Source organism: Catellatospora sp. NPDC049133 (genome assembly GCF_040648455.1).
GTDB classification, from domain to species: Bacteria; Actinomycetota; Actinomycetes; order Mycobacteriales; family Micromonosporaceae; genus Catellatospora; species Catellatospora aurea.
In genome coordinates, this window is record NZ_JBEZDT010000003.1 from 1 (window position 1) to 16,895 (window position 16,895).

Below are 16,895 nucleotides of genomic sequence, written 5' to 3' on the forward strand. Positions count from 1 at the left end.
TGTCATATCCCTAGGCGCCGCCCCAAAACGCACCCGTGGCCCCCGCGACTTTTCAAGAGTTGCGCCAGGTGGGCTGGGCCGGGCGGGGCTATTTGATCTCGCAGATCGTGGTGCCGGACTGGACGACCTCGCCCACCGCTGCGGACAGGCCGGTGATGGTGCCGGACTTGTGGGCGGTGAGGGGCTGTTCCATCTTCATGGCCTCCAGGACCACGACGGTGTCGCCCTCGGCCACGGTGTCGCCGTCGGCGACCGCGAGCTTGACGATGGTGCCCTGCATGGGGGCGGTCAGCGCGTCGCCGCCCGCGGCGACCTTCGCGCCGCGCTTGGCTCCGGGCCGCTTGGCGGGACGTCCGGCCGCGGCGGGCGCGGCCGCTGCCGTACCTCCGAACGAGGCCGGCAGGGAGACCTCCAGGCGCTTGCCGCCGACCTCGACCACGACGGTCTGCCGCTCGCCGGCCTCCTCGTCGGTGGGGGCCGCGGCGCCGAACGGCGGGACGGTGTTGTTCCACTCCGTCTCGATCCACCGGGTGTGCACGATGAACTCGACGAACGCGGGGTCGCGCACGATGGCGCGGTGGAACGGCAGGGCGGTGGCCATGCCCTCGACGACCATCTCGTCCAGGGCGCGGCGGGCACGCTCCAGGGCCTCGGTGCGGTTCTCGCCGGTGATGATCACCTTGGCGAGCAGCGAGTCGAAGTTGCCGCTGATGGCGTTGCCGGTCTCGAAACCGGTGTCGACGCGTACGCCGGGACCGCCGGGCAGGTGCATCTTGGTGATCACGCCGGGGGCGGGCAGGAAGTTGCGGCCCGGGTCCTCGCCGTTGATCCGGAACTCGATCGAGTGGCCGCGCGGGGCCGGGTCGGCCTGCAGGCGCAGTTTCTCGCCCGCGGCGATCCGGAACTGCTCGCGGACCAGGTCGATGCCGGAGGTCTCCTCGGTGACCGGGTGCTCGACCTGGAGCCGGGTGTTGACCTCCAGGAACGAGATGGTGCCGTCGGCGCCGACGAGGTATTCGACGGTGCCCGCGCCGTGGTAACCGGCCTCGCGGCAGATCGCCTTGGCCGAGTCGTGAATGGCGCTGCGCTGAGCCTCGGTCAGGAACGGCGCGGGGGCCTCCTCGACCAGCTTCTGGTGGCGGCGCTGCAGGGAGCAGTCGCGGGTGCCGACGACGATGACGTTGCCGTGCTGGTCGGCCAGCACCTGGGCTTCGACGTGGCGGGGTCGGTCGAGGTAGCGCTCGACGAAGCACTCGCCCCGGCCGAACGCCGCGACCGCCTCGCGGGTGGCCGAGTCGAACAGCTCAGGGATCTCCTCGATGGTGCGGGCGACCTTGAGGCCGCGCCCGCCGCCGCCGAACGCGGCCTTGATGGCCACGGGCAGGCCGTGCTCCTGCGCGAAGGCGACGATCTCGTCGGCGTGCTTCACCGGGTCGGGCGTGCCGGGCACCAGGGGAGCACCGGCGCGCTGGGCGATGTGCCGGGCGGTGACCTTGTCGCCGAGGTCGCGGATGGCCTGCGGGGTGGGGCCGACCCAGGTCAGGCCTGCCTCGATGACGGCCTCGGCGAATGCGGCGTTCTCGGACAGGAAGCCGTAGCCGGGGTGCACCGCGTCGGCGCCGGAGCGCTGCGCGACCTCGATCAGCTTGTCGATGCGCAGGTAGGTGTCGGCGCTGGTCTCACCGCCGAGGGCGTACGCCTCGTCGGCGATGGTCACGTGCAGGGCGTCGCGGTCGCCGTCGGCGTACACGGCGACGCTGGCCAGGCCCGCGTCACGGCACGCGCGTGCCACGCGTACGGCGATCTCGCCACGGTTCGCGATCAACACTTTGGACAGCATCGTCATCATCGTCCTCCCCGAACGGGCCTGCGCGGAGTCTATCGGTGGAGTTGATCATTAACGAGCGCTCAGGAGGCATGTGACCTGTGTCATGAACGCTCGTTCATGTCACCGCTGGTGGGGGTGGCATGCCCCCGGTCGCCGGTACGGCCGCACACTGTTCACCGTGTCGACGACCCGAATGATGATCCTCGGCGTGGTGCGGATGGCGCAGCCGGTGCACGGCTACGACGTACGCCGGGAGTTGCTGAGCTGGCACGCCGACAAGTGGGCCAACGTGCAGCCCGGTTCGGTCTACCACGCGCTGAAGAAACTCGCCGAGGAGGGCGCGCTGCGGGAGGTCGGCAGCGAGCAGGTGGGCGGCCGCCCCGCGCGGACGCGGTACGAGATGACCCCCAAGGGTGACGAGCAGTTCCGTGACCTGCTGTCGGCCGCGCTGTGGGAGCGGCGAGAGGTGGAGGACCCGTTCCTGGCCGGCTTCTCGCTGATGACCGAGCTGCCTCGGGAGGAGGTGGCCGCCGCGCTGCGGCACCGGGCCCGGCAGTTGCGGGCGGACAACGAGGGCGCGGAGGCCGCGATCGCCTCGGGCTGGGCGGTGCCGGAGAACAAGCCCGCCCACGTGCGCTGGATGCTCGAACTGGGCATCGCCCGCAACGACGGCGAGATCGCCTGGTGCGAGCGGGTAGCCGAGCGCATCGAGGCGGGGGCGCAGTACGTGTCGGCGGAGTTGCAGGAGCGCTGGAAGCGCGGGTTCGGTAACTCCGCAACCGATTAATCAAACTTGACTACTGTCAGACCGCAGCCCTAGGCTCCAGGTCACCCCTGACCTTGGAGTAAAAATGATCATCGAGACCTCCGGGCTGCGGAAGTCCTTCCGCTCCCGCGCCGGTCGCGAGACGAAGACCGTGGAGGCGGTACGCGGCGTCGACCTGAGCGTCGCCGAGGGCGAGATCTTCGGCTTCCTCGGCCCGAACGGCGCCGGCAAGACCACCACCCTGCGGATGCTCGCGACCCTGCTGGAGCCCGACGGCGGCAGCGCCGTCATCGCGGGCGCCGACCTGCGCAAGGAGCCGGGCGAGGTGCGCCGCCGCATCGGCTACGTCGCCCAGGGCGGCAGCACCTGGGACGAGTCCACCGGCCGCGAGGAACTGGTGCTGCACGCCCGCATGTACGGCATCGGCAAGGCCGACGCCCAGCGCCGCGCCGACGAGGCCCTCAAGACCTTCGAGCTGGCCGAGTACGCCGACCGCCGCTGCAAGACCTACTCCGGCGGCCAGCGCCGCCGTGTCGACATCGCGCTCGGCATCATCCACTCGCCGAAGGTCGTCTTCCTCGACGAGCCGACCACCGGCCTGGACCCGCAGTCCCGCGCCCACATGTGGGGCGAGGTGCGCAAGCTGCGGGAGATGGGCATGACCGTCTTCCTCACCACGCACTACCTGGACGAGGCCGACGCGCTCTGCGACCGGCTGGCGATCATGGACCACGGCGAGATCGTGGCCGAGGGCACGCCCGCCGACCTCAAGCAGGAGGTGCTCGGCGACGTCGTCTCCGTCAACGCACGCGAGGTCGCCAAGGCCGCCGACCTGTTCGACAACGCCGAGTACGTGCGCAAGGTCGAGACCACCGAGCAGTCCCTGCGGCTGTACGTCGAGGACGGTGCCAGCGCCATCCCGCACGTGCTGCGCACCCTGGACGCCGAGGGCGTCTCCATCGAGGGCATCGAGCTGCACCGGCCCAGCCTCGACGACGTGTTCCTGGCCAAGACCGGCCGCAGCCTGAGGGAGAGCTGAGCAGTGAAGTTCCTTCGTGACACCTGGCTGGTCTTCCAGCGCCAGATGCAGCTGCTGCTGCGCAACCCGGTCTGGGTCGCCGTCGGCATCATCCAGCCGATGTTCTACCTGCTGCTGTTCGCGCCGCTGATGAAGCAGGCGCTCAGCCAGGGCGGCCCGATGACCGACGAGCAGGCGTACCGGATCTTCGTGCCCGGCATGCTGGTCATGGTCGCCCTGTTCAGCGCCTTCTCCGGGTTCGGCATCATCGCCGAGCTGCGGGCCGGGGTGATCGAGCGCAACCGGGTCACCCCGGTCAGCCGGGTCGCGCTGCTGCTCGGCCGCTCGCTGCGTGACGTGGTGCAGTTGCTGTTCCAGGCCGTGCTCGTGACGCTGCTCGCGGTGCCGTTCGGGCTGCGGGTGGCGGTCGGCGACGCGCTGCTGGCGTACCTGCTGATCGGCCTGATGACGCTGCTGCTGTCGTCGACCGGTTACGCGCTGGGCCTGACCCTGCGCAGCGAGGACGCCATGGCGCCGATGCTGAACACCGTCATCCAGCCGATCATGCTGCTGGCGGGCATCTTCCTGCCGCTCACCTTCGCCCCGGAATGGCTGAAGAACGTCGCCAAGGCCAACCCGTTCAAGTGGGCGACCGACGGGGTGCGCGCGCTGTTCGCGGGCAACCCCGGTGACGACGCGGTCTGGCAGGCGCTGGCGATCCTCACTCCGCTGACCGTGGTCGCGTTGATCATCTCGTCGCGTACGTTCGCCAAGTCCGTGCGCTGAGGTGTTGGCTCCGTCTCAACCCGAGGCCGGGGTACCTGTAAGGAGCGTAGCTTCGGTAGGTGCCCCGGCTTTCGCGTGACCTCGCCACCTGGTTGATCTACCTTCAGCTGGGGCTCTGGGGCTACTTCAACTACGGCTTCGGCCCGATCGTGCCGCTGCTGCGGGCCGAGCAGGGCACCTCGGCCGCCGTGGCCGGGCTGCACAGCACCGCCATCGCGGTCGGCGCGGTCGCGGGCGGCGCGGCCTACCCCCACCTGTCCCGGCGCTTCGGCCGCGGCCCCGTGCTCTGGGCCTGCCAGGCCGTCATCGGCGCGGGTGTGCTCGGCTTCGTGCTGCTGCCCGCGTACTTCGCGGTCACCATCGGGCTCACCGTCGTCATCGCCACGGCGGGCATCGCCGCGATCGGCGGCATCGTCTCCGCGCTGGCCGAGCGGCACGGACCGGCCGGTCCCGCCGCGATCAGCGAGGCCAACGCCGTCGCCTGTGCCGCGGGCCTGGTCGCCCCGCTGATCATCGGCGCGGCCATCCGCGCGGGCTGGGGCTGGCGGGCCGGTCTCGCCCTGCTGGTCGCCCTGATCGCCCTGGTCGCGGTCCTTGCGAAGATCAAGGGGGTACGCATCCCGTCCAGCCACGCCGTGCCGCAGCCGGTCATGGCCGGAACAGGCCTGCCGGTGTCGCGCGCCGACGGCGACCGGGTGTCGGTGTTGGCCGGTGCCGGTCCGGCCCGTCCCCGGGGCGCTCGGCTGCCGGGAGCGTACTGGCTGGCCTGGGGCATGATGACCGTCACCGGGGCGGTCGAGGTCGTGCTGTCGATGTGGACCGCGGAGGTGCTGCGGGGCCAGGTCGGGCTGTCCGCCGGGGCGGCCACCGCGGTCATGTCCGCCATGGTCGGCGGCATGTTCGCCGGCCGGCTGGCCGGGGCCCGGATCGCGCTGCGGATGTCCTCCATCCCGCTCTACTTCGGTGCGCTGGCGCTGAGCCTCGCCGGGTTCACCGTCTTCTGGAGCGCCGGCAGCGCGGTGGTGGCGGTGGCGGGTCTGATCGTGGTCGGGCTCGGCAACGCGATGCACTACCCGCTGGCCATCTCGCTGGCCGTGGCGGCAGCGCCGGGGCAGGCCGACCGGGCCGCCGGGGTGGCGTCGTACTCGATGGCGGTCAGCTTCGGGGCCGGCCCGCTGCTGCTCGGCCTGGTCGCCGACCAGGTCGGCGCGCACACCGCGTTCCTGTTCATCCCGCTGCTGATCGCGGGCGCTGCTTACCTGGCCTGGCGCTTCGCCGCGACCAGCCGCACCTCGCTCACCCCGGCCCTGGCCACGGACCCCGCCTGACCCGACCCCTGGGCGGGCGCCGCGACCGCGGGCGGAGCAGCGAGGAAGATCGCCGTTTCGGGTCAGAAACCTGGCGTCGAAACGCAGATCATGACCGGAAACGGCGATCATGCACTTCCGCGCCGCGCCGGGGCGGAGGGGTGGTCAGCGTTTGCGGGCCAGGGTGACGCCGTCGGAGAAGGGGAGCATGACGACGTCGACGCGGTCGTCGGCGGCGGCCTTGGCGTTGAAGGCGATCAGTGCGGCGGTGGAGGTGTCCTTGGACTTGGTGTCCAGCACGTGGCCCGACCACAGCACGTTGTCCACGATCAGCATCCCGCCGGGGCGCATCCGCGGCACCAGCGCGTCCCAGTACGCCGCGTAGCCCTCCTTGTCGGCGTCGATGAAGGCCAGGTCCAGGTGGGGTTCCTCAGGCAGCGCGGCCAGCCCTTCGACGGCCGGCCCGAGGCGCAGCTCGATGCGGTCGGCCAGCCCGGCCCGCTGCCAGTAGCGCTGCGCGATGGCCGTGTACTCGGCGGAGATGTCGAAGCAGACCAGCCTGCCGCCGTCGGCCAGCCCTCGGCCGATGGCCAGCGAGGACATGCCGGTGAAGGTGCCCACCTCGACCGCGTTGCGGGCGTTCACCAGCCTCGTCAGCATCGTCAGCAGGGCGGCGTACTCGGGCTCGATCTGCATCCGGGACGCGCCGCCGGTCGCCCGCAGCGTCTCGGCGACCAGGTCACGTTCCAGGTCGCCGGGCGGGGTGCCGTGCGCGACGACGTAATCGTGCAGTTCGTCGGTGACCGTGATGAAGGCGCGGCCCATGACTCCTCCACTCCGCCCGCCCGGGGTACGCCGGGCCGAGCTGTCCAACACGCGGGGCCGGGTGTGCCCGGTGGCCCACCGCCGACCCTATGCCAGGCGGACGGGTCAGCGCTGCCGCCAGAGCTCCGTGATCGGGATGTCCAGCGCGGCCAGCAGGCGGCGCAGCAGTGGCAGGGAGAGCCCGACGACGTTGCTGTGGTCGCCCTCGATGCGCTCGACGAAGGCGCCGCCCAGCCCGTCGATGGTGAAGGAGCCCGCGACCCACAGCGGCTCACCGGTGGCGACGTACGCCTCGATCTCGGCGTCGCCGATGTCCGCGAAGTGGACCACGGTCGAGCCGACCTCCTCGGTGACCCGGCCGGTGTGCAGCTCGACCAGGCAGTGGCCGGTGTGCAGCACGCCGCTGCGCCCCCGCATGGCCTGCCAGCGCTTGACGGCGTCGTCGGCGTCGTCGGGCTTGCCGAGGATCTGCCCGTCGAAGGCGAGCACGGAGTCGCAGCCCAGGACGAGTGCCCTGGCCGGGGCGGTCGCGCTGTGCCGCAGGCGCTCGGCGACCGCGTGGGCCTTCATCCGGGCCAGCACCGCGCTCAGCGCCTCCGCCGTGGTCGCCTCGACGGCGTCCTCGTCGACCCCGCTGACGATCACCTCGGCGTCGATGCCCGCCGAGTCGAGCAGAGTACGCCGGGCCGGGCTCGCGGAGGCGAGGATGAAGGTCGGTCGAGCTGCCATGCAGGGCAGCGTACCGGCGTCCGGAGCGCCGGTCCCGTCACGGGCGGCGGCGGCACGCGGCGGCTGCCGAGTCCGGTCGCTTCCGCCCAGCTCGTTGGCTCAGGACGTTAGGAAGGGCACCTTCCACAACGCATAGCGATGTGCAGGTGCCCTTCCTTTCAGCGGCGTTTGCGCAGGACCAGGAAGACGGCGATGCCGGCGATCACCAGGACGGCGCCGACGAGCACGACGACGAGCAGGACGACGCCCGTGAAGAGGCGGCTCAGGCCGCCGCTGTCCGGGGTGCCGGGCAGCTCGGGCAGGGACACCTCGACCGACGGGGCGACGGTGGGGGCGGCAGCCGACGGCGACGCGGCCGGGGCGGTCAGCGCGGCGACGGGATCGATCAGGCCGAAGCCGTAGTCGTTGTCGCGGCCCGCGGGGCCCTTGTCCACGGCGGTGCGGGTCATCCGCTCCAGCACCTCGTCAGCGGTGAGCTGGGGGTACTTCGACCAGACCAGCGCCGCGACCCCGGCCGTGATGGCGGTCGCCGGGCTGGTGCCGCTGGACCTGCGGTACTGCGTGTTCGTGGCCTTGTTGATGCGGCTGGTGCTGGTGATGTCGACGCCCGGGGCGACGAGCTGCACCTCCGCACCGCGGGTCGAGACCGGGGCGACCGCGCCCTTCTGGTCCACCGCGCCGACCGCGACCGCGCCGGGGTAGCGGCCCGGGGCGGCGACGTAGAAGTTCTCCGGCTGGTTGCCCGCAGCGGCGATGATCAGCACCCCCGCCGCGTGTGCGCGTTCCACCGCCTTGATCAGCACCGAGGAGTCCGCGGACGGGGCCGACTCGGAGATCGAGATGATCTTCACGCCGCGCTTGACGGCCTCGTCGATGCCGATCGCGATGGCGTCGCCGCCGCCGTGGCCCTTGGCCGTGGAGATCCGGATCGGCAGGATCTTCGCCTTCGGCGCCAGGCCCAGCACGCCGTCCCGGTTGCCCGCGCCGTGCCCGTGGCCGGCGATCAGGCCGGCCATGCTGCTGCCGTGGCCCTCGTCGTCGCCCCAGCCGTCGCCGTCGCCGCCGACGATCGTGTCGAAGCCCTTGAGCACGTTGCCGGTGAGATCGGGGTGCCCGCCCTCCACCCCGCTGTCGATGAGGGCGACGGTCACGCCTTCGCCCTGGCTGATCGCGTGTGCCTCGCTGACCCGCAGGAACGGCAGGAACCACTGGTCGTTGCGGTACCGGTCGGCGTGGGCGGGAGCGCCCACCCCGACCGTGGCGACGGCGGCGAGCAGACTCGCCGCCGCCAGACGTGCGGCAAACCTCATCGGGCGAGCCCGATCGCCGGACCCGGGTCCACCGGACCGGGCGCGTCCGGCGCGTCCAGCACCGGAGCGCCGCCCTGATCCACGGCCCACAGGGTGTCCGGATCGAAGTCGGGATCGTCCTCGTCACGACGCCGGCCCGCGCCCGGCGCACCGCCCATGGGCGCGCCGAAGCCGTTCGCGCCGCGACCGCTGACCGTGCCCGCCGCGCCGCGGCCGCCCATGCCGCCGCCCGGTCCGCCGATCATGCCGCCGACCGGGTTGGCGCGGGCTCCCGCGACGCCGGGGCGGCCGCCCATGCCGGCACCGGGAGCGCCGCCGATGACCCCGCCCGCGGGCATCGCGCGCGGCGCGCCGAGGCCCGGACCGGGATTGCCGATGACGGGAGTGCCGATGGTGGGTTTGCCCATGCCGGGCAGCACGGGTGGCGGAGCGCCGATCACCGGGCCGGTGTTGAACGGCGGCGTGCCGCCGGGCGTGACCGGCGGCGGCGTGCCGGGGATCGTGGGCGTGGGGGTGGGCGCCGTCGGCGTCGGGGCCAGCCCGGTGAGGTCGGGGCCCGTGGCCACCGGCACCGGGGCCAGCGTGGCGCCGCCCACCGTGGGCGTCGGGGCGATCGCGCCGCCGTACGGCATCACCGGCGGGATCACCGGCGGCACCACGCCGCTGTAGTCCCGCTCGTCGCCGCTCTGGTGCTTGACCGGCGGCAGGTACGGCTTGGGCGGGGCCATGCCGACCCGGACCAGGGACAGGTCCGCCGACAGCCCGCGCATCACGCCACGGGCCTCGTTCAGCTTGCCCTCCAGGAACTTCTCCGGCGTCTGTCCACTCGGGAGCGGCGTCGGCTCGCCGTTGCGCAGGGCGCGGTCGATCCGGTTGTACTCCTCGCGGATCGGCTGGAGCTTGCGCTCCGCCTCGCTGAACGCGGCCGGGATGTCCCTGGAGTACTGGTGGTTCTGGGCGGACACGCGGGCCACGTCCTCGACCGCCACGATCAGCTCGTCGAGCTTGGCCAGGTAGGCCTTGGCGGCGTCGCTGGACTCCGGCGGCCAGGCCTGCGCCAGCCGTTCGCGGTAGGTCTGCAGGCGGCTCTTGTGCAGGTAGGCCAGCTCGCCGGCCCGCTTCCAGCCGGACGCCTGGGTGTAGTGGGGCTCCAGCTGGCGGCCCGCCACCAGGTCCCACATCTGCTGCATCGACTTGCCGTACCAGTTGGTGCCGGCCGGGGCGCGGTCCTCGGGTGGGATGCCCATCAGTAGTCCCCTCCGTCGGTCGTGGTGCCGCCCGTCGGAGTGACCTGCGGGATCGTCGTGGTCGGCGCGGTGGTGGTCGGCGCGGTGGTCGTGCCGGGCTGCTGCACGGTGGTGGGCACCTGCGCGGTGGTGGGCACCGCGACGGCCAGGTTCTTGTTCACGTCCTGGGCCTTGGCCGCGCCGAGCGCGTCGGCCTCGCCGTACTTCTTGCTGATCTGACGGGCGGCGGTGACGAACGCCAGCACCGCCTGATCGTGCTTGAGCAGCGCGTCGGAGGTCTGCACCAGCAGCTCGCGCTGCCAGCCGAGGCTGGAGCACAGCTCGATGAAGTCGGCGTGCGGGTCGGCGACCTTCGCGGACATGTCCTTGAAGACCTCCTGCGCATGCGGCCGGTAGTCCTTGGTGTGCTCCGTCTCCAGCGCTTCGGCGAAGTCGACCAGGCTCTGCAGGTCGACGGCGAGCGAGCCGTCGTCGTAACCCGTGAACACGTTCGCCTTCGTGTACCCGCTCTCGCGACCGTAGTCGCGCAGCCAGGCAGGTCCTTTGTCCTCTTCGGGCAGACCCATCTCGCACGCCCTCCCCAGGGGTTCTCGTCCGCGATCGGCGGTGCCGCGGTCAGTGACCAACGCGGTCCAGCGCTAGCAGACTACCGAAATGGGGCAAGGATGCACACCGGGCTATCGGCCGTGCTCACCCGCTGGTCAGCGGGGCAGGCCGGAACTCCGCCAGGCGCCCGGCCCGGCCGCGGTCACCGCGGGCAGCCCGCTGCGCCACCACGCGGACACCTGCGCCGACGGCTCGGCGACCACCGCGGGACGGGCCGACAGCACCGCGACCAGCGCCGCGACCTCCTCGGCCGTCGGCGTGCCACGTTCGATCCGGATCACCGGCTGCTCCGTCATCTCAACCCTCCCCATGCGGCCTGGCCAGGCCGAACTCCCGATACACCCGCGACCAGAAGCCGTCGCGGACCCACAGCCGTGCCTTCTCGAAGGGGCGCAGCGAGATGCCGAGCTCCTTCTCCGCCTCCACCAGCAGCTCCTTGTCGATGACCGTCGGCAGCAGCGGACCCGGCAGCAGGTCGCCGATGTTGTCACGACCGCGGGTGAGGATCCACTTCTGGGCCACGTACTCGCCGATGTCGACGAGCTGGGTGCGCTCCGGTGGCTGCGGGTGCCAGCGGCGGGCGGCCGGCACCGGGCGCGGCTCCGGGGGAGCCGAGACCTGCGCGGCGGGCAGCGCGATGGCGGGCCGGCCGGAGAACACCTCGGCGGGCGTGGGCGTGCGGATCCGCCCGGTCGCCGTGAAGTACGGCCGGACGAAGTCCGCGTCCAGCGTGTACACCGTGTCGCTCTCCCACACCAGCCGCTCGGCCTGGTTGGTGCCGTACGGCGGCTCGACGCCCCACAGGTGCACCCGCACGCCGTAGCTCTGCGCCCCCTCGACCGCCGAGAGCATGTCCTCGTCGCCGGCGACCAGCACCGCGTCGGTGACCGAGCGGTGCCGGGCCAGCGTCTCCAGGTCACTGCGGATCTGCGCGTCCACGCCCTTCTGCTGCCCGCGCAGGTTCAGGTTGCCAAGCCGCAGCTTGACCTGCGCCATCTGGGCGATGACGCGCTGGTCGATGGTGGGCACCCGGTCGCGTGCCGCGTCGAACCAGTACAGCCGGAGCAGGTCGGCGCCGAGGCAGCTCGCGGCCTGCGCCATGAGCGCGTGAATCATCCGCTCGGCGTCCACTTTGAACTCCGAGCGGTTCGACGTGCCGAGCAGCAGCTCCCCGGAGGCCGCGTACAGGTAGCCCACGTCCACCAGCACCGTGTAGCGGCGCGGCAGCAGGTGGCGATCGGCAGGCTCCTGCACGGTCATCCCGACATAGTCGCACAGCGACCGGTCAGCGTGAACGTTCTGCCACATGACCGTCACTCAACGATTAACACGTTTGCTCACAGCGGGATGTTGCCATGCTTCTTGGGCGGCAGCGTCTCCCGCTTGGTGGCCAGCGTGCGCAGGCCGCGCACGATGTGCGCGCGGGTCGCCGAGGGCCGGATCACCGCGTCCACGTATCCGCGCTCGGCGGCCACGTACGGATTGGCCAGAGCGTCCTCGTACTCGTCGATCAGCTCGGCGCGGCGGGCCACCGGGTCGTCGGCCGCGGCCAGTTCCGCGCGGTAGAGGATGTTGACCGCGCCCTGCGCGCCCATGACCGCGATCTGCGCCGTCGGCCACGCGAAGTTGAGGTCCGCGCCGAGGTGCTTGGAACCCATGACGTCGTACGCGCCGCCGTACGCCTTGCGGGTGATCACGGTGATCTTCGGGACGGTGGCCTCGGCGTACGCGTAGATGAGCTTCGCGCCGCGTCGGATGATGCCGTCCCACTCCTGGCTCGTGCCGGGCAGGAAGCCGGGCACGTCCACGAAGGTCAGCACCGGGATGTTGAACGCGTCACAGGTGCGCACGAAGCGCGCGGCCTTCTCCGACGCCGCGATGTCCAGGCAGCCGGCGAAGTGCATCGGCTGGTTCGCGACCACGCCGACCGGCCGCCCCTCGACCCGGCCGAACCCGGTCAGGATGTTCTGCGCGTACAGCGGCTGCACTTCCAGGAACTCGCCGTCGTCGAGGATCGACTCCAGCACCGAGTGCATGTCGTAGGGCTGGTTCGCCGAGTCCGGGATCAGCGTGTCCAGCTCGGCGTCCGTGTCACTGGTGGCCAGGTCCGCGGCGGCCGGCCAGACCGGCGCGGCGTCCAGGTTGTTGCTCGGCAGGTACGACAGCAGCGCCTTCACGTAGTCGACCGCGTCCTGCTCGTCGCTCGCCAGATAGTGCGCGTTGCCGCTCTTGGTGTTGTGCGTGCGCGCGCCGCCCAGCTCCTCCATGCCCACATCCTCGCCGGTGACCGTCTTGATGACGTCCGGCCCCGTGATGAACATGTGCGAGGTCTGATCGACCATCACCGTGAAGTCGGTGACCGCCGGCGAATACACGGCCCCGCCCGCACACGGCCCCATGACCAGCGAGATCTGCGGAATCACCCCCGACGCCCGCACGTTCCGGAAGAAGATCTCCCCGTACAACCCCAGCGAGACCACCCCCTCCTGGATCCGCGCCCCGCCCGAGTCGTTGATCCCGACCACCGGGCACCCGGTCTTCATCGCCAGGTCCATCACCTTGACGATCTTCTCCCCGAACACCTCACCCAGCGACCCGCCGAACACGGTGAAGTCCTGCGCGAACACGCACACCGGCCGCCCGTCCACGGTCCCGTACCCGGTGACCACGCCGTCGCCGTACGGCCGGTTCCGCTCCTGCCCGAACGCCGTCGACCGGTGCCGCGCCAGCTCGTCCAGCTCCACGAAGGAACCCTCGTCGAGCAGCATCGCGATCCGCTCCCGCGCGGTCTTCTTCCCCCGCGCGTGCTGCTTCTCGACCGCCCGCGCCGACCCCGCGTGCACGGCCTCCTCGACCCGCCGCTCGAAGTCCGCAAGCTTCCCAGCCGTGGTCCGCCCATCAACCCGGCTGCTGTCCGGCACCGTAGTAGTCACGCCCCGGACTCTATAACCCACCTGAACCCCCGTTCAGTCATCTACACCACACCACCCCCGCCCCGCCCCTCATGGCGGCGATCTTGCGTGGACTGTGGGTGCGACACGCGCGTATGGGACGAATGGGCAACAGTTCGCGCAAGATCGTCGTGATCATGCGCCGTTCGGGTCGTTCGTTTCGTCCGGTTCGGGCGAATCGTTGAGAATGTTGTGACGACGCTGTTCGGGGTGCTGCTGCTGGTGGGCGGCTTTACGGTGCTCGCCGTGGTGCGGCCGTGGCAGTCGGATGACCGTGAGCGCAGGGAGGTCGAGCCGCCCGCGAAGGGCGGGTTTCCGCCGTCCCGGCCGCGACCGGGACCGCGCCGGGGCACGGCGCTGACCAAGAAGGCCGCCGGGGGTGGGATCGGGGCCGGCAAGACGGCCGTGAGCAGTGGTGGCGCGGCGGGCGAGACGACAGGCGGTTCGGTGCGCGGCTCCGCGCCGGTGGCCGGTGCCGCCCGCCGGCCCAGGCCGGCGCGTGGTGTGCCGGTCGAGGCGTCCGGCCTGGTCCGTGGTGCGGTGGCGGAGATGGACAGCCCGGTGCGCGGCTCGGTCGCCGACGTCGACAACCGGGTGCGTGGTGTGGCGGCCGACGTGGACAGCCTTGAGCGAGGTTCGTCGGCTGAGGTGTCGAACCCCGTGGTGCCGCTGAAGCCGCGACCCGTCGCTCGGCGTGCCGAGCCGCGAGGCGACCGGGTTCCGTTGCGCCACCACCGGGTGGAGAGCATCCAGCGGGGACGGCGGGTGTCCGCCGAGCCGGGGGACACCGAGATCGTGCTGCCGGAGTGGCTCGGCCCGATGTCCGTGCCCGGTGACGACGCCGCGCCGGTGCGCGCCCGTCACGCCGGCTGACCCGCGGGTGGATACGCTCCCGTGGTGGAGATGAGCAGGCAGCCGCTGGACCGGGCACGACTCGGGGCATTGCCGCGCTGGCACGTCGAGGTGAGTGAGGAGACCGGCTCCACCAACGCCGACGCCGCCGCGGCCGCGCGGGACGGCGCGGCGGAGGGCCTGGTCGTGACCACGGAGTCGCAGACGGCCGGGCGGGGGCGGCTCGGCCGCACCTGGCAGTCGCCGCCGCGCGCCGGGCTGGCGGTGTCCGTGCTGCTGCGCCCGGCCTCGGACGTCTCCGGCTGGGGCTGGCTCCCGCTGCTCGGCGGGGTCGCGCTGGCCGAGGCGGTGCGCGCGGTGACAGGGCTGGAGCCCGCCCTGAAGTGGCCCAACGATCTGCTGGTCGGCGGGCGCAAATGTGCCGGTCTGCTGGCCGAGGTGCCCGCGCCGGGCGCGGTGGTGATCGGCATCGGTCTGAACGTGAGTCTGCGGCCCGAGGAGCTGCCGGAGACTCCGACCGGCCTGCCCGCGACCTCCCTGCTGCTGGCCGGCGCAGCCGAGGCCGACCGGACCGCGTTGCTGACGGCCCTGCTGGAGCGGCTGGGTGCGCACTACGACGCCTGGCAGACGGCCGGCGGCGACTCGGACAGGAGCGGCCTGCGGGATGCGTACGTGCGGATGTGCGCGACGCTGGGCCGGCAGGTGTCGGTGATGCTGCCCGGCGGCACCACGGACCTGACGGGAGAGGCCGTGACCGTCGACACCGAGGGTCGCCTCGTCGTGCGGACCGCCACCGGTGACCGGCCGGTCGCCGCGGGAGACGTCGTCCACCTGCGCTGACCGGGTCAGCGGGAGCGGCGCGAAAGGAATACCCTCACCGGACGCCGGTTTGCTCCGTCCGAAGTGGTTGTTCGGCACGGGCGGCGGAGGTCCGGCGTGACGTCGACGGTGCGAGTACCTCGCACCTGACTCACGGGAGGAATCTTGACCAACGCAGGACGCAAAGTGCTGCTCGGTGTCGCCGCGCTCATGGCCATGAGTGTCGGCGCGCTGGCGGCCCCGGCAGCGGCGCACGCCGCCGCCGAGGACTCGGCGACCGTCTCCGCCGGCACCTTGGTGCTGGAGCCGACGGAGCGCGGCTACGTCGGCACGCTGGAAGCCACTATGCAGAACACCGGCACGGAGCCGGCGTACCTCGGCCTCGCGATCGTCGAGCCGATCGCCAACGCCTGGCAGGACATCGTGGTCGAGGACGCCTGCGTCTGGAACTGGAACCCCGACGGCCGGCGCACCGTCTACTGCGGCACCGGCAGCGTGTTCCAGCCGGGTGAAGAGCGGCGGGTCGACTCGACGTTTCGGGTGCTGAGCAAGACGCGCAAGTACGCGATGGAGGCGCTCGGCGGTGAGATCGGCGTCACCTTCAACGACGGGACGTCGGGTCCGCTGACGCCGTTCTCCACGCTGCTGCGCAGCACGACGGGCTCCGTGGCCGACCCGCGGCCGTTCGTCCAGGACACCCAGTCGAACATCACGCTGAAGGTCGGCAAGGCTCTGAAGCTGACGAAGGACACCGACGGACGGTTCCGCGGGCGGCTCGCGGTGACGGTGATCTGGCGCGGCAACGCCCCGCACCAGTACGTGCCGGTCGAGCTGGTCGGCCTGCCGGAAGGCTTCTGGGTGGACGGCACGGAGCCGGACGCCGACCTGCCCTGCTGGCAGGGCTGCGCGGCACCGGGTGGAGAGTTCATGCAGGGTGAGAGCCGCACGTTCAGCCTCATCGTGTCCGGACCGGAGGACGCCGCGGTCGGCGACTACGGCACGCTGACCGCGACGAGCAACGTCACGTGGGGTTTTGCGACCACGCCCGACGTCGACCCGTCGGACAACTCCCGCACCTTCACGCTCAAGGTGCTCGGCTGACGGCCGGCTGATCGGACGGGCACCCGGACCTCAGGCCGGGTGCCCGTCCTTTTGCCCGCATGGCGACTCGGCCGGGGGCCCGGGACAGACCGATTGCCGACGGAGCACCCATGGCGGATGGCCCGGCGTCGCCTCGTGGAACTACCCTGCTCGCGGACAATCGTGCGTTTGATCGCAGGCTGTAACGAGGAGGCACGGATGGCGTTCCCCGAGGACGTGTTGACCGCGGACGAGCACGTGGTGCTCGACCTGCACCCCCATTGGAAGGCCATGATCCGGCCGGTGACGGTCCTGGTGCTGGCGGTGGCGGCGGTGATCACCGCGCTGCTGTTCGACCTCGACGCGATCCTGGTCTACATCGTGGCGGGCCTGGCCCTGGTCGCCGTGGCCTGGCTGACGTTCTGGCCGTGGCTGGTCTGGCGCACCACGCACTACGTGCTGACCAACGAGCGTGTGCTGCTGCAGACCGGTGTCTTCTCGCGCGACCGCCGGGACATCCCGCTGTCGCGGGTGAACGACCACGCGATGAGCCAGAAGTTCATCGAGCGGCTGCTCGGCTGCGGCACGCTGACCATCGAGTCGGCGGGCGAGCGGGGCCAGTCGGTGCTCAACGACATCCCGCACGTCGAGAAGGTGCAGACGACGCTGTACGAGCTGGTCGAGGCCGACCGGGACGCGCACTCGTACAACGACAACGAGCGCCCGGCCGCCCCGGCTCAGCAGTCCAAGGTCGAAGAGAAGAAGTGAGTC

At 71.7% G+C, this 16,895-nt stretch carries 17 protein-coding genes; 8 read left to right on the plus strand and 9 right to left on the minus strand.

Features of this window, described 5'->3' with window-relative positions; genetic code table 11:
- Positions 1–88 precede the first annotated feature (88 nt).
- The gene (locus tag AB0B35_RS03750; protein ID WP_361040819.1) at positions 89–1,837 is read right to left on the minus strand and encodes a biotin carboxylase N-terminal domain-containing protein; all 1,749 of its coding nucleotides are present in this window, start codon (positions 1,835–1,837) and stop codon (positions 89–91) included.
- Between the two features lie 169 nt (positions 1,838–2,006).
- On the opposite strand from AB0B35_RS03750, the gene AB0B35_RS03755 reads away from it, so the two are divergent.
- The 4 genes from AB0B35_RS03755 (at position 2,007) to AB0B35_RS03770 (ending at position 5,726) form a co-directional block, all read left to right on the plus strand.
- The gene (locus AB0B35_RS03755; protein ID WP_361040295.1) at positions 2,007–2,615 is read left to right on the plus strand and encodes a PadR family transcriptional regulator; all 609 of its coding nucleotides are present in this window, start codon (positions 2,007–2,009) and stop codon (positions 2,613–2,615) included.
- A 67-nt stretch (positions 2,616–2,682) separates the two neighbouring features.
- Positions 2,683–3,633 carry an ATP-binding cassette domain-containing protein gene (locus AB0B35_RS03760; protein WP_361040821.1) on the plus strand — a complete coding sequence of 317 codons (951 nt, stop codon included), beginning with the start codon at positions 2,683–2,685 and terminating at the stop codon, positions 3,631–3,633.
- Positions 3,634–3,636: 3 nt separating this feature from the next.
- Positions 3,637–4,398, plus strand: a complete 762-nt coding sequence (locus AB0B35_RS03765; RefSeq protein WP_203693252.1) for an ABC transporter permease — start codon at positions 3,637–3,639, stop codon at positions 4,396–4,398.
- Positions 4,399–4,457: 59 nt separating this feature from the next.
- Positions 4,458–5,726 carry an MFS transporter gene (locus AB0B35_RS03770; RefSeq protein WP_361040298.1) on the plus strand — a complete coding sequence of 423 codons (1,269 nt, stop codon included), beginning with the start codon at positions 4,458–4,460 and terminating at the stop codon, positions 5,724–5,726.
- 144 nt (positions 5,727–5,870) lie between these two features.
- On the opposite strand, the gene AB0B35_RS03775 is transcribed toward AB0B35_RS03770, so the two are convergent.
- From AB0B35_RS03775 to AB0B35_RS03810, 8 genes are all read right to left on the minus strand, one after another.
- Positions 5,871–6,530: a class I SAM-dependent methyltransferase gene (locus AB0B35_RS03775; RefSeq protein WP_361040301.1), complete on the minus strand. Its 660-nt coding sequence runs from the start codon at positions 6,528–6,530 to the stop codon at positions 5,871–5,873.
- A gap of 105 nt (positions 6,531–6,635) precedes the next feature.
- Positions 6,636–7,259, minus strand: a complete 624-nt coding sequence (locus tag AB0B35_RS03780; protein WP_361040304.1) for a nucleoside triphosphate pyrophosphatase — start codon at positions 7,257–7,259, stop codon at positions 6,636–6,638.
- A gap of 158 nt (positions 7,260–7,417) precedes the next feature.
- On the minus strand, positions 7,418–8,569 hold the full coding sequence (locus AB0B35_RS03785; protein ID WP_361040307.1) for a S8 family serine peptidase: 1,152 nt from the start codon (positions 8,567–8,569) through the stop codon (positions 7,418–7,420).
- A complete protein-coding gene (locus AB0B35_RS03790; protein WP_361040310.1) occupies positions 8,566–9,816 on the minus strand; it encodes a hypothetical protein in 1,251 nt (416 codons plus the stop codon). The genes AB0B35_RS03785 and AB0B35_RS03790 overlap by 4 nt, the downstream gene beginning before the upstream one ends.
- Positions 9,816–10,382, minus strand: coding sequence for a hypothetical protein (locus AB0B35_RS03795; RefSeq protein ID WP_361040313.1), 567 nt, complete (start codon positions 10,380–10,382; stop codon positions 9,816–9,818). Before AB0B35_RS03795 ends, AB0B35_RS03790 begins: the two co-directional genes overlap by 1 nt.
- 135 nt (positions 10,383–10,517) lie before the next feature.
- Positions 10,518–10,718: an acyl-CoA carboxylase subunit epsilon gene (locus tag AB0B35_RS03800; RefSeq protein ID WP_361040315.1), complete on the minus strand. Its 201-nt coding sequence runs from the start codon at positions 10,716–10,718 to the stop codon at positions 10,518–10,520.
- Between the two features lies 1 nt (position 10,719).
- The gene (locus AB0B35_RS03805) at positions 10,720–11,682 is read right to left on the minus strand and encodes an NYN domain-containing protein (RefSeq protein ID WP_361040318.1); all 963 of its coding nucleotides are present in this window, start codon (positions 11,680–11,682) and stop codon (positions 10,720–10,722) included.
- Between the two features lie 77 nt (positions 11,683–11,759).
- Positions 11,760–13,343: an acyl-CoA carboxylase subunit beta gene (locus AB0B35_RS03810; protein ID WP_361040824.1), complete on the minus strand. Its 1,584-nt coding sequence runs from the start codon at positions 13,341–13,343 to the stop codon at positions 11,760–11,762.
- Between the two features lie 222 nt (positions 13,344–13,565).
- Here AB0B35_RS03810 and AB0B35_RS03815 point away from each other — a divergent pair, with 222 nt between their 5' ends.
- The 4 genes from AB0B35_RS03815 (at position 13,566) to AB0B35_RS03830 (ending at position 16,892) form a co-directional block, all read left to right on the plus strand.
- The gene (locus tag AB0B35_RS03815; RefSeq protein ID WP_361040320.1) at positions 13,566–14,246 is read left to right on the plus strand and encodes a hypothetical protein; all 681 of its coding nucleotides are present in this window, start codon (positions 13,566–13,568) and stop codon (positions 14,244–14,246) included.
- Positions 14,247–14,276: 30 nt separating this feature from the next.
- The gene (locus AB0B35_RS03820) at positions 14,277–15,065 is read left to right on the plus strand and encodes a biotin--[acetyl-CoA-carboxylase] ligase (protein WP_361040827.1); all 789 of its coding nucleotides are present in this window, start codon (positions 14,277–14,279) and stop codon (positions 15,063–15,065) included.
- A gap of 144 nt (positions 15,066–15,209) precedes the next feature.
- Positions 15,210–16,145, plus strand: a complete 936-nt coding sequence (locus AB0B35_RS03825; RefSeq protein ID WP_361040322.1) for a hypothetical protein — start codon at positions 15,210–15,212, stop codon at positions 16,143–16,145.
- Positions 16,146–16,343: 198 nt separating this feature from the next.
- A complete protein-coding gene (locus AB0B35_RS03830; RefSeq protein WP_360521651.1) occupies positions 16,344–16,892 on the plus strand; it encodes a PH domain-containing protein in 549 nt (182 codons plus the stop codon).
- Positions 16,893–16,895: the final 3 nt, after the last annotated feature.

Excerpts from the sequence above, each read along its gene's own strand:
- AB0B35_RS03790 (WP_361040310.1), bottom strand. The coding sequence starts at position 9,816 with ATGGGCATCCCACCCGAGGACCGCGCCCCGGCCGGCACCAACTGGTAC.
- AB0B35_RS03775 (WP_361040301.1), bottom strand. The coding sequence starts at position 6,530 with ATGGGCCGCGCCTTCATCACGGTCACCGACGAACTGCACGATTACGTC.
- AB0B35_RS03780 (WP_361040304.1), bottom strand. The coding sequence starts at position 7,259 with ATGGCAGCTCGACCGACCTTCATCCTCGCCTCCGCGAGCCCGGCCCGG.
- AB0B35_RS03795 (WP_361040313.1), bottom strand. The coding sequence starts at position 10,382 with ATGGGTCTGCCCGAAGAGGACAAAGGACCTGCCTGGCTGCGCGACTAC.
- AB0B35_RS03820 (WP_361040827.1), top strand. The coding sequence starts at position 14,277 with ATGAGCAGGCAGCCGCTGGACCGGGCACGACTCGGGGCATTGCCGCGC.
- AB0B35_RS03805 (WP_361040318.1), bottom strand. The coding sequence starts at position 11,682 with ATGACCGTGCAGGAGCCTGCCGATCGCCACCTGCTGCCGCGCCGCTAC.
- AB0B35_RS03830 (WP_360521651.1), top strand. The coding sequence starts at position 16,344 with ATGGCGTTCCCCGAGGACGTGTTGACCGCGGACGAGCACGTGGTGCTC.
- AB0B35_RS03785 (WP_361040307.1), bottom strand. The coding sequence starts at position 8,569 with ATGAGGTTTGCCGCACGTCTGGCGGCGGCGAGTCTGCTCGCCGCCGTC.
- AB0B35_RS03800 (WP_361040315.1), bottom strand. The coding sequence starts at position 10,718 with ATGACGGAGCAGCCGGTGATCCGGATCGAACGTGGCACGCCGACGGCC.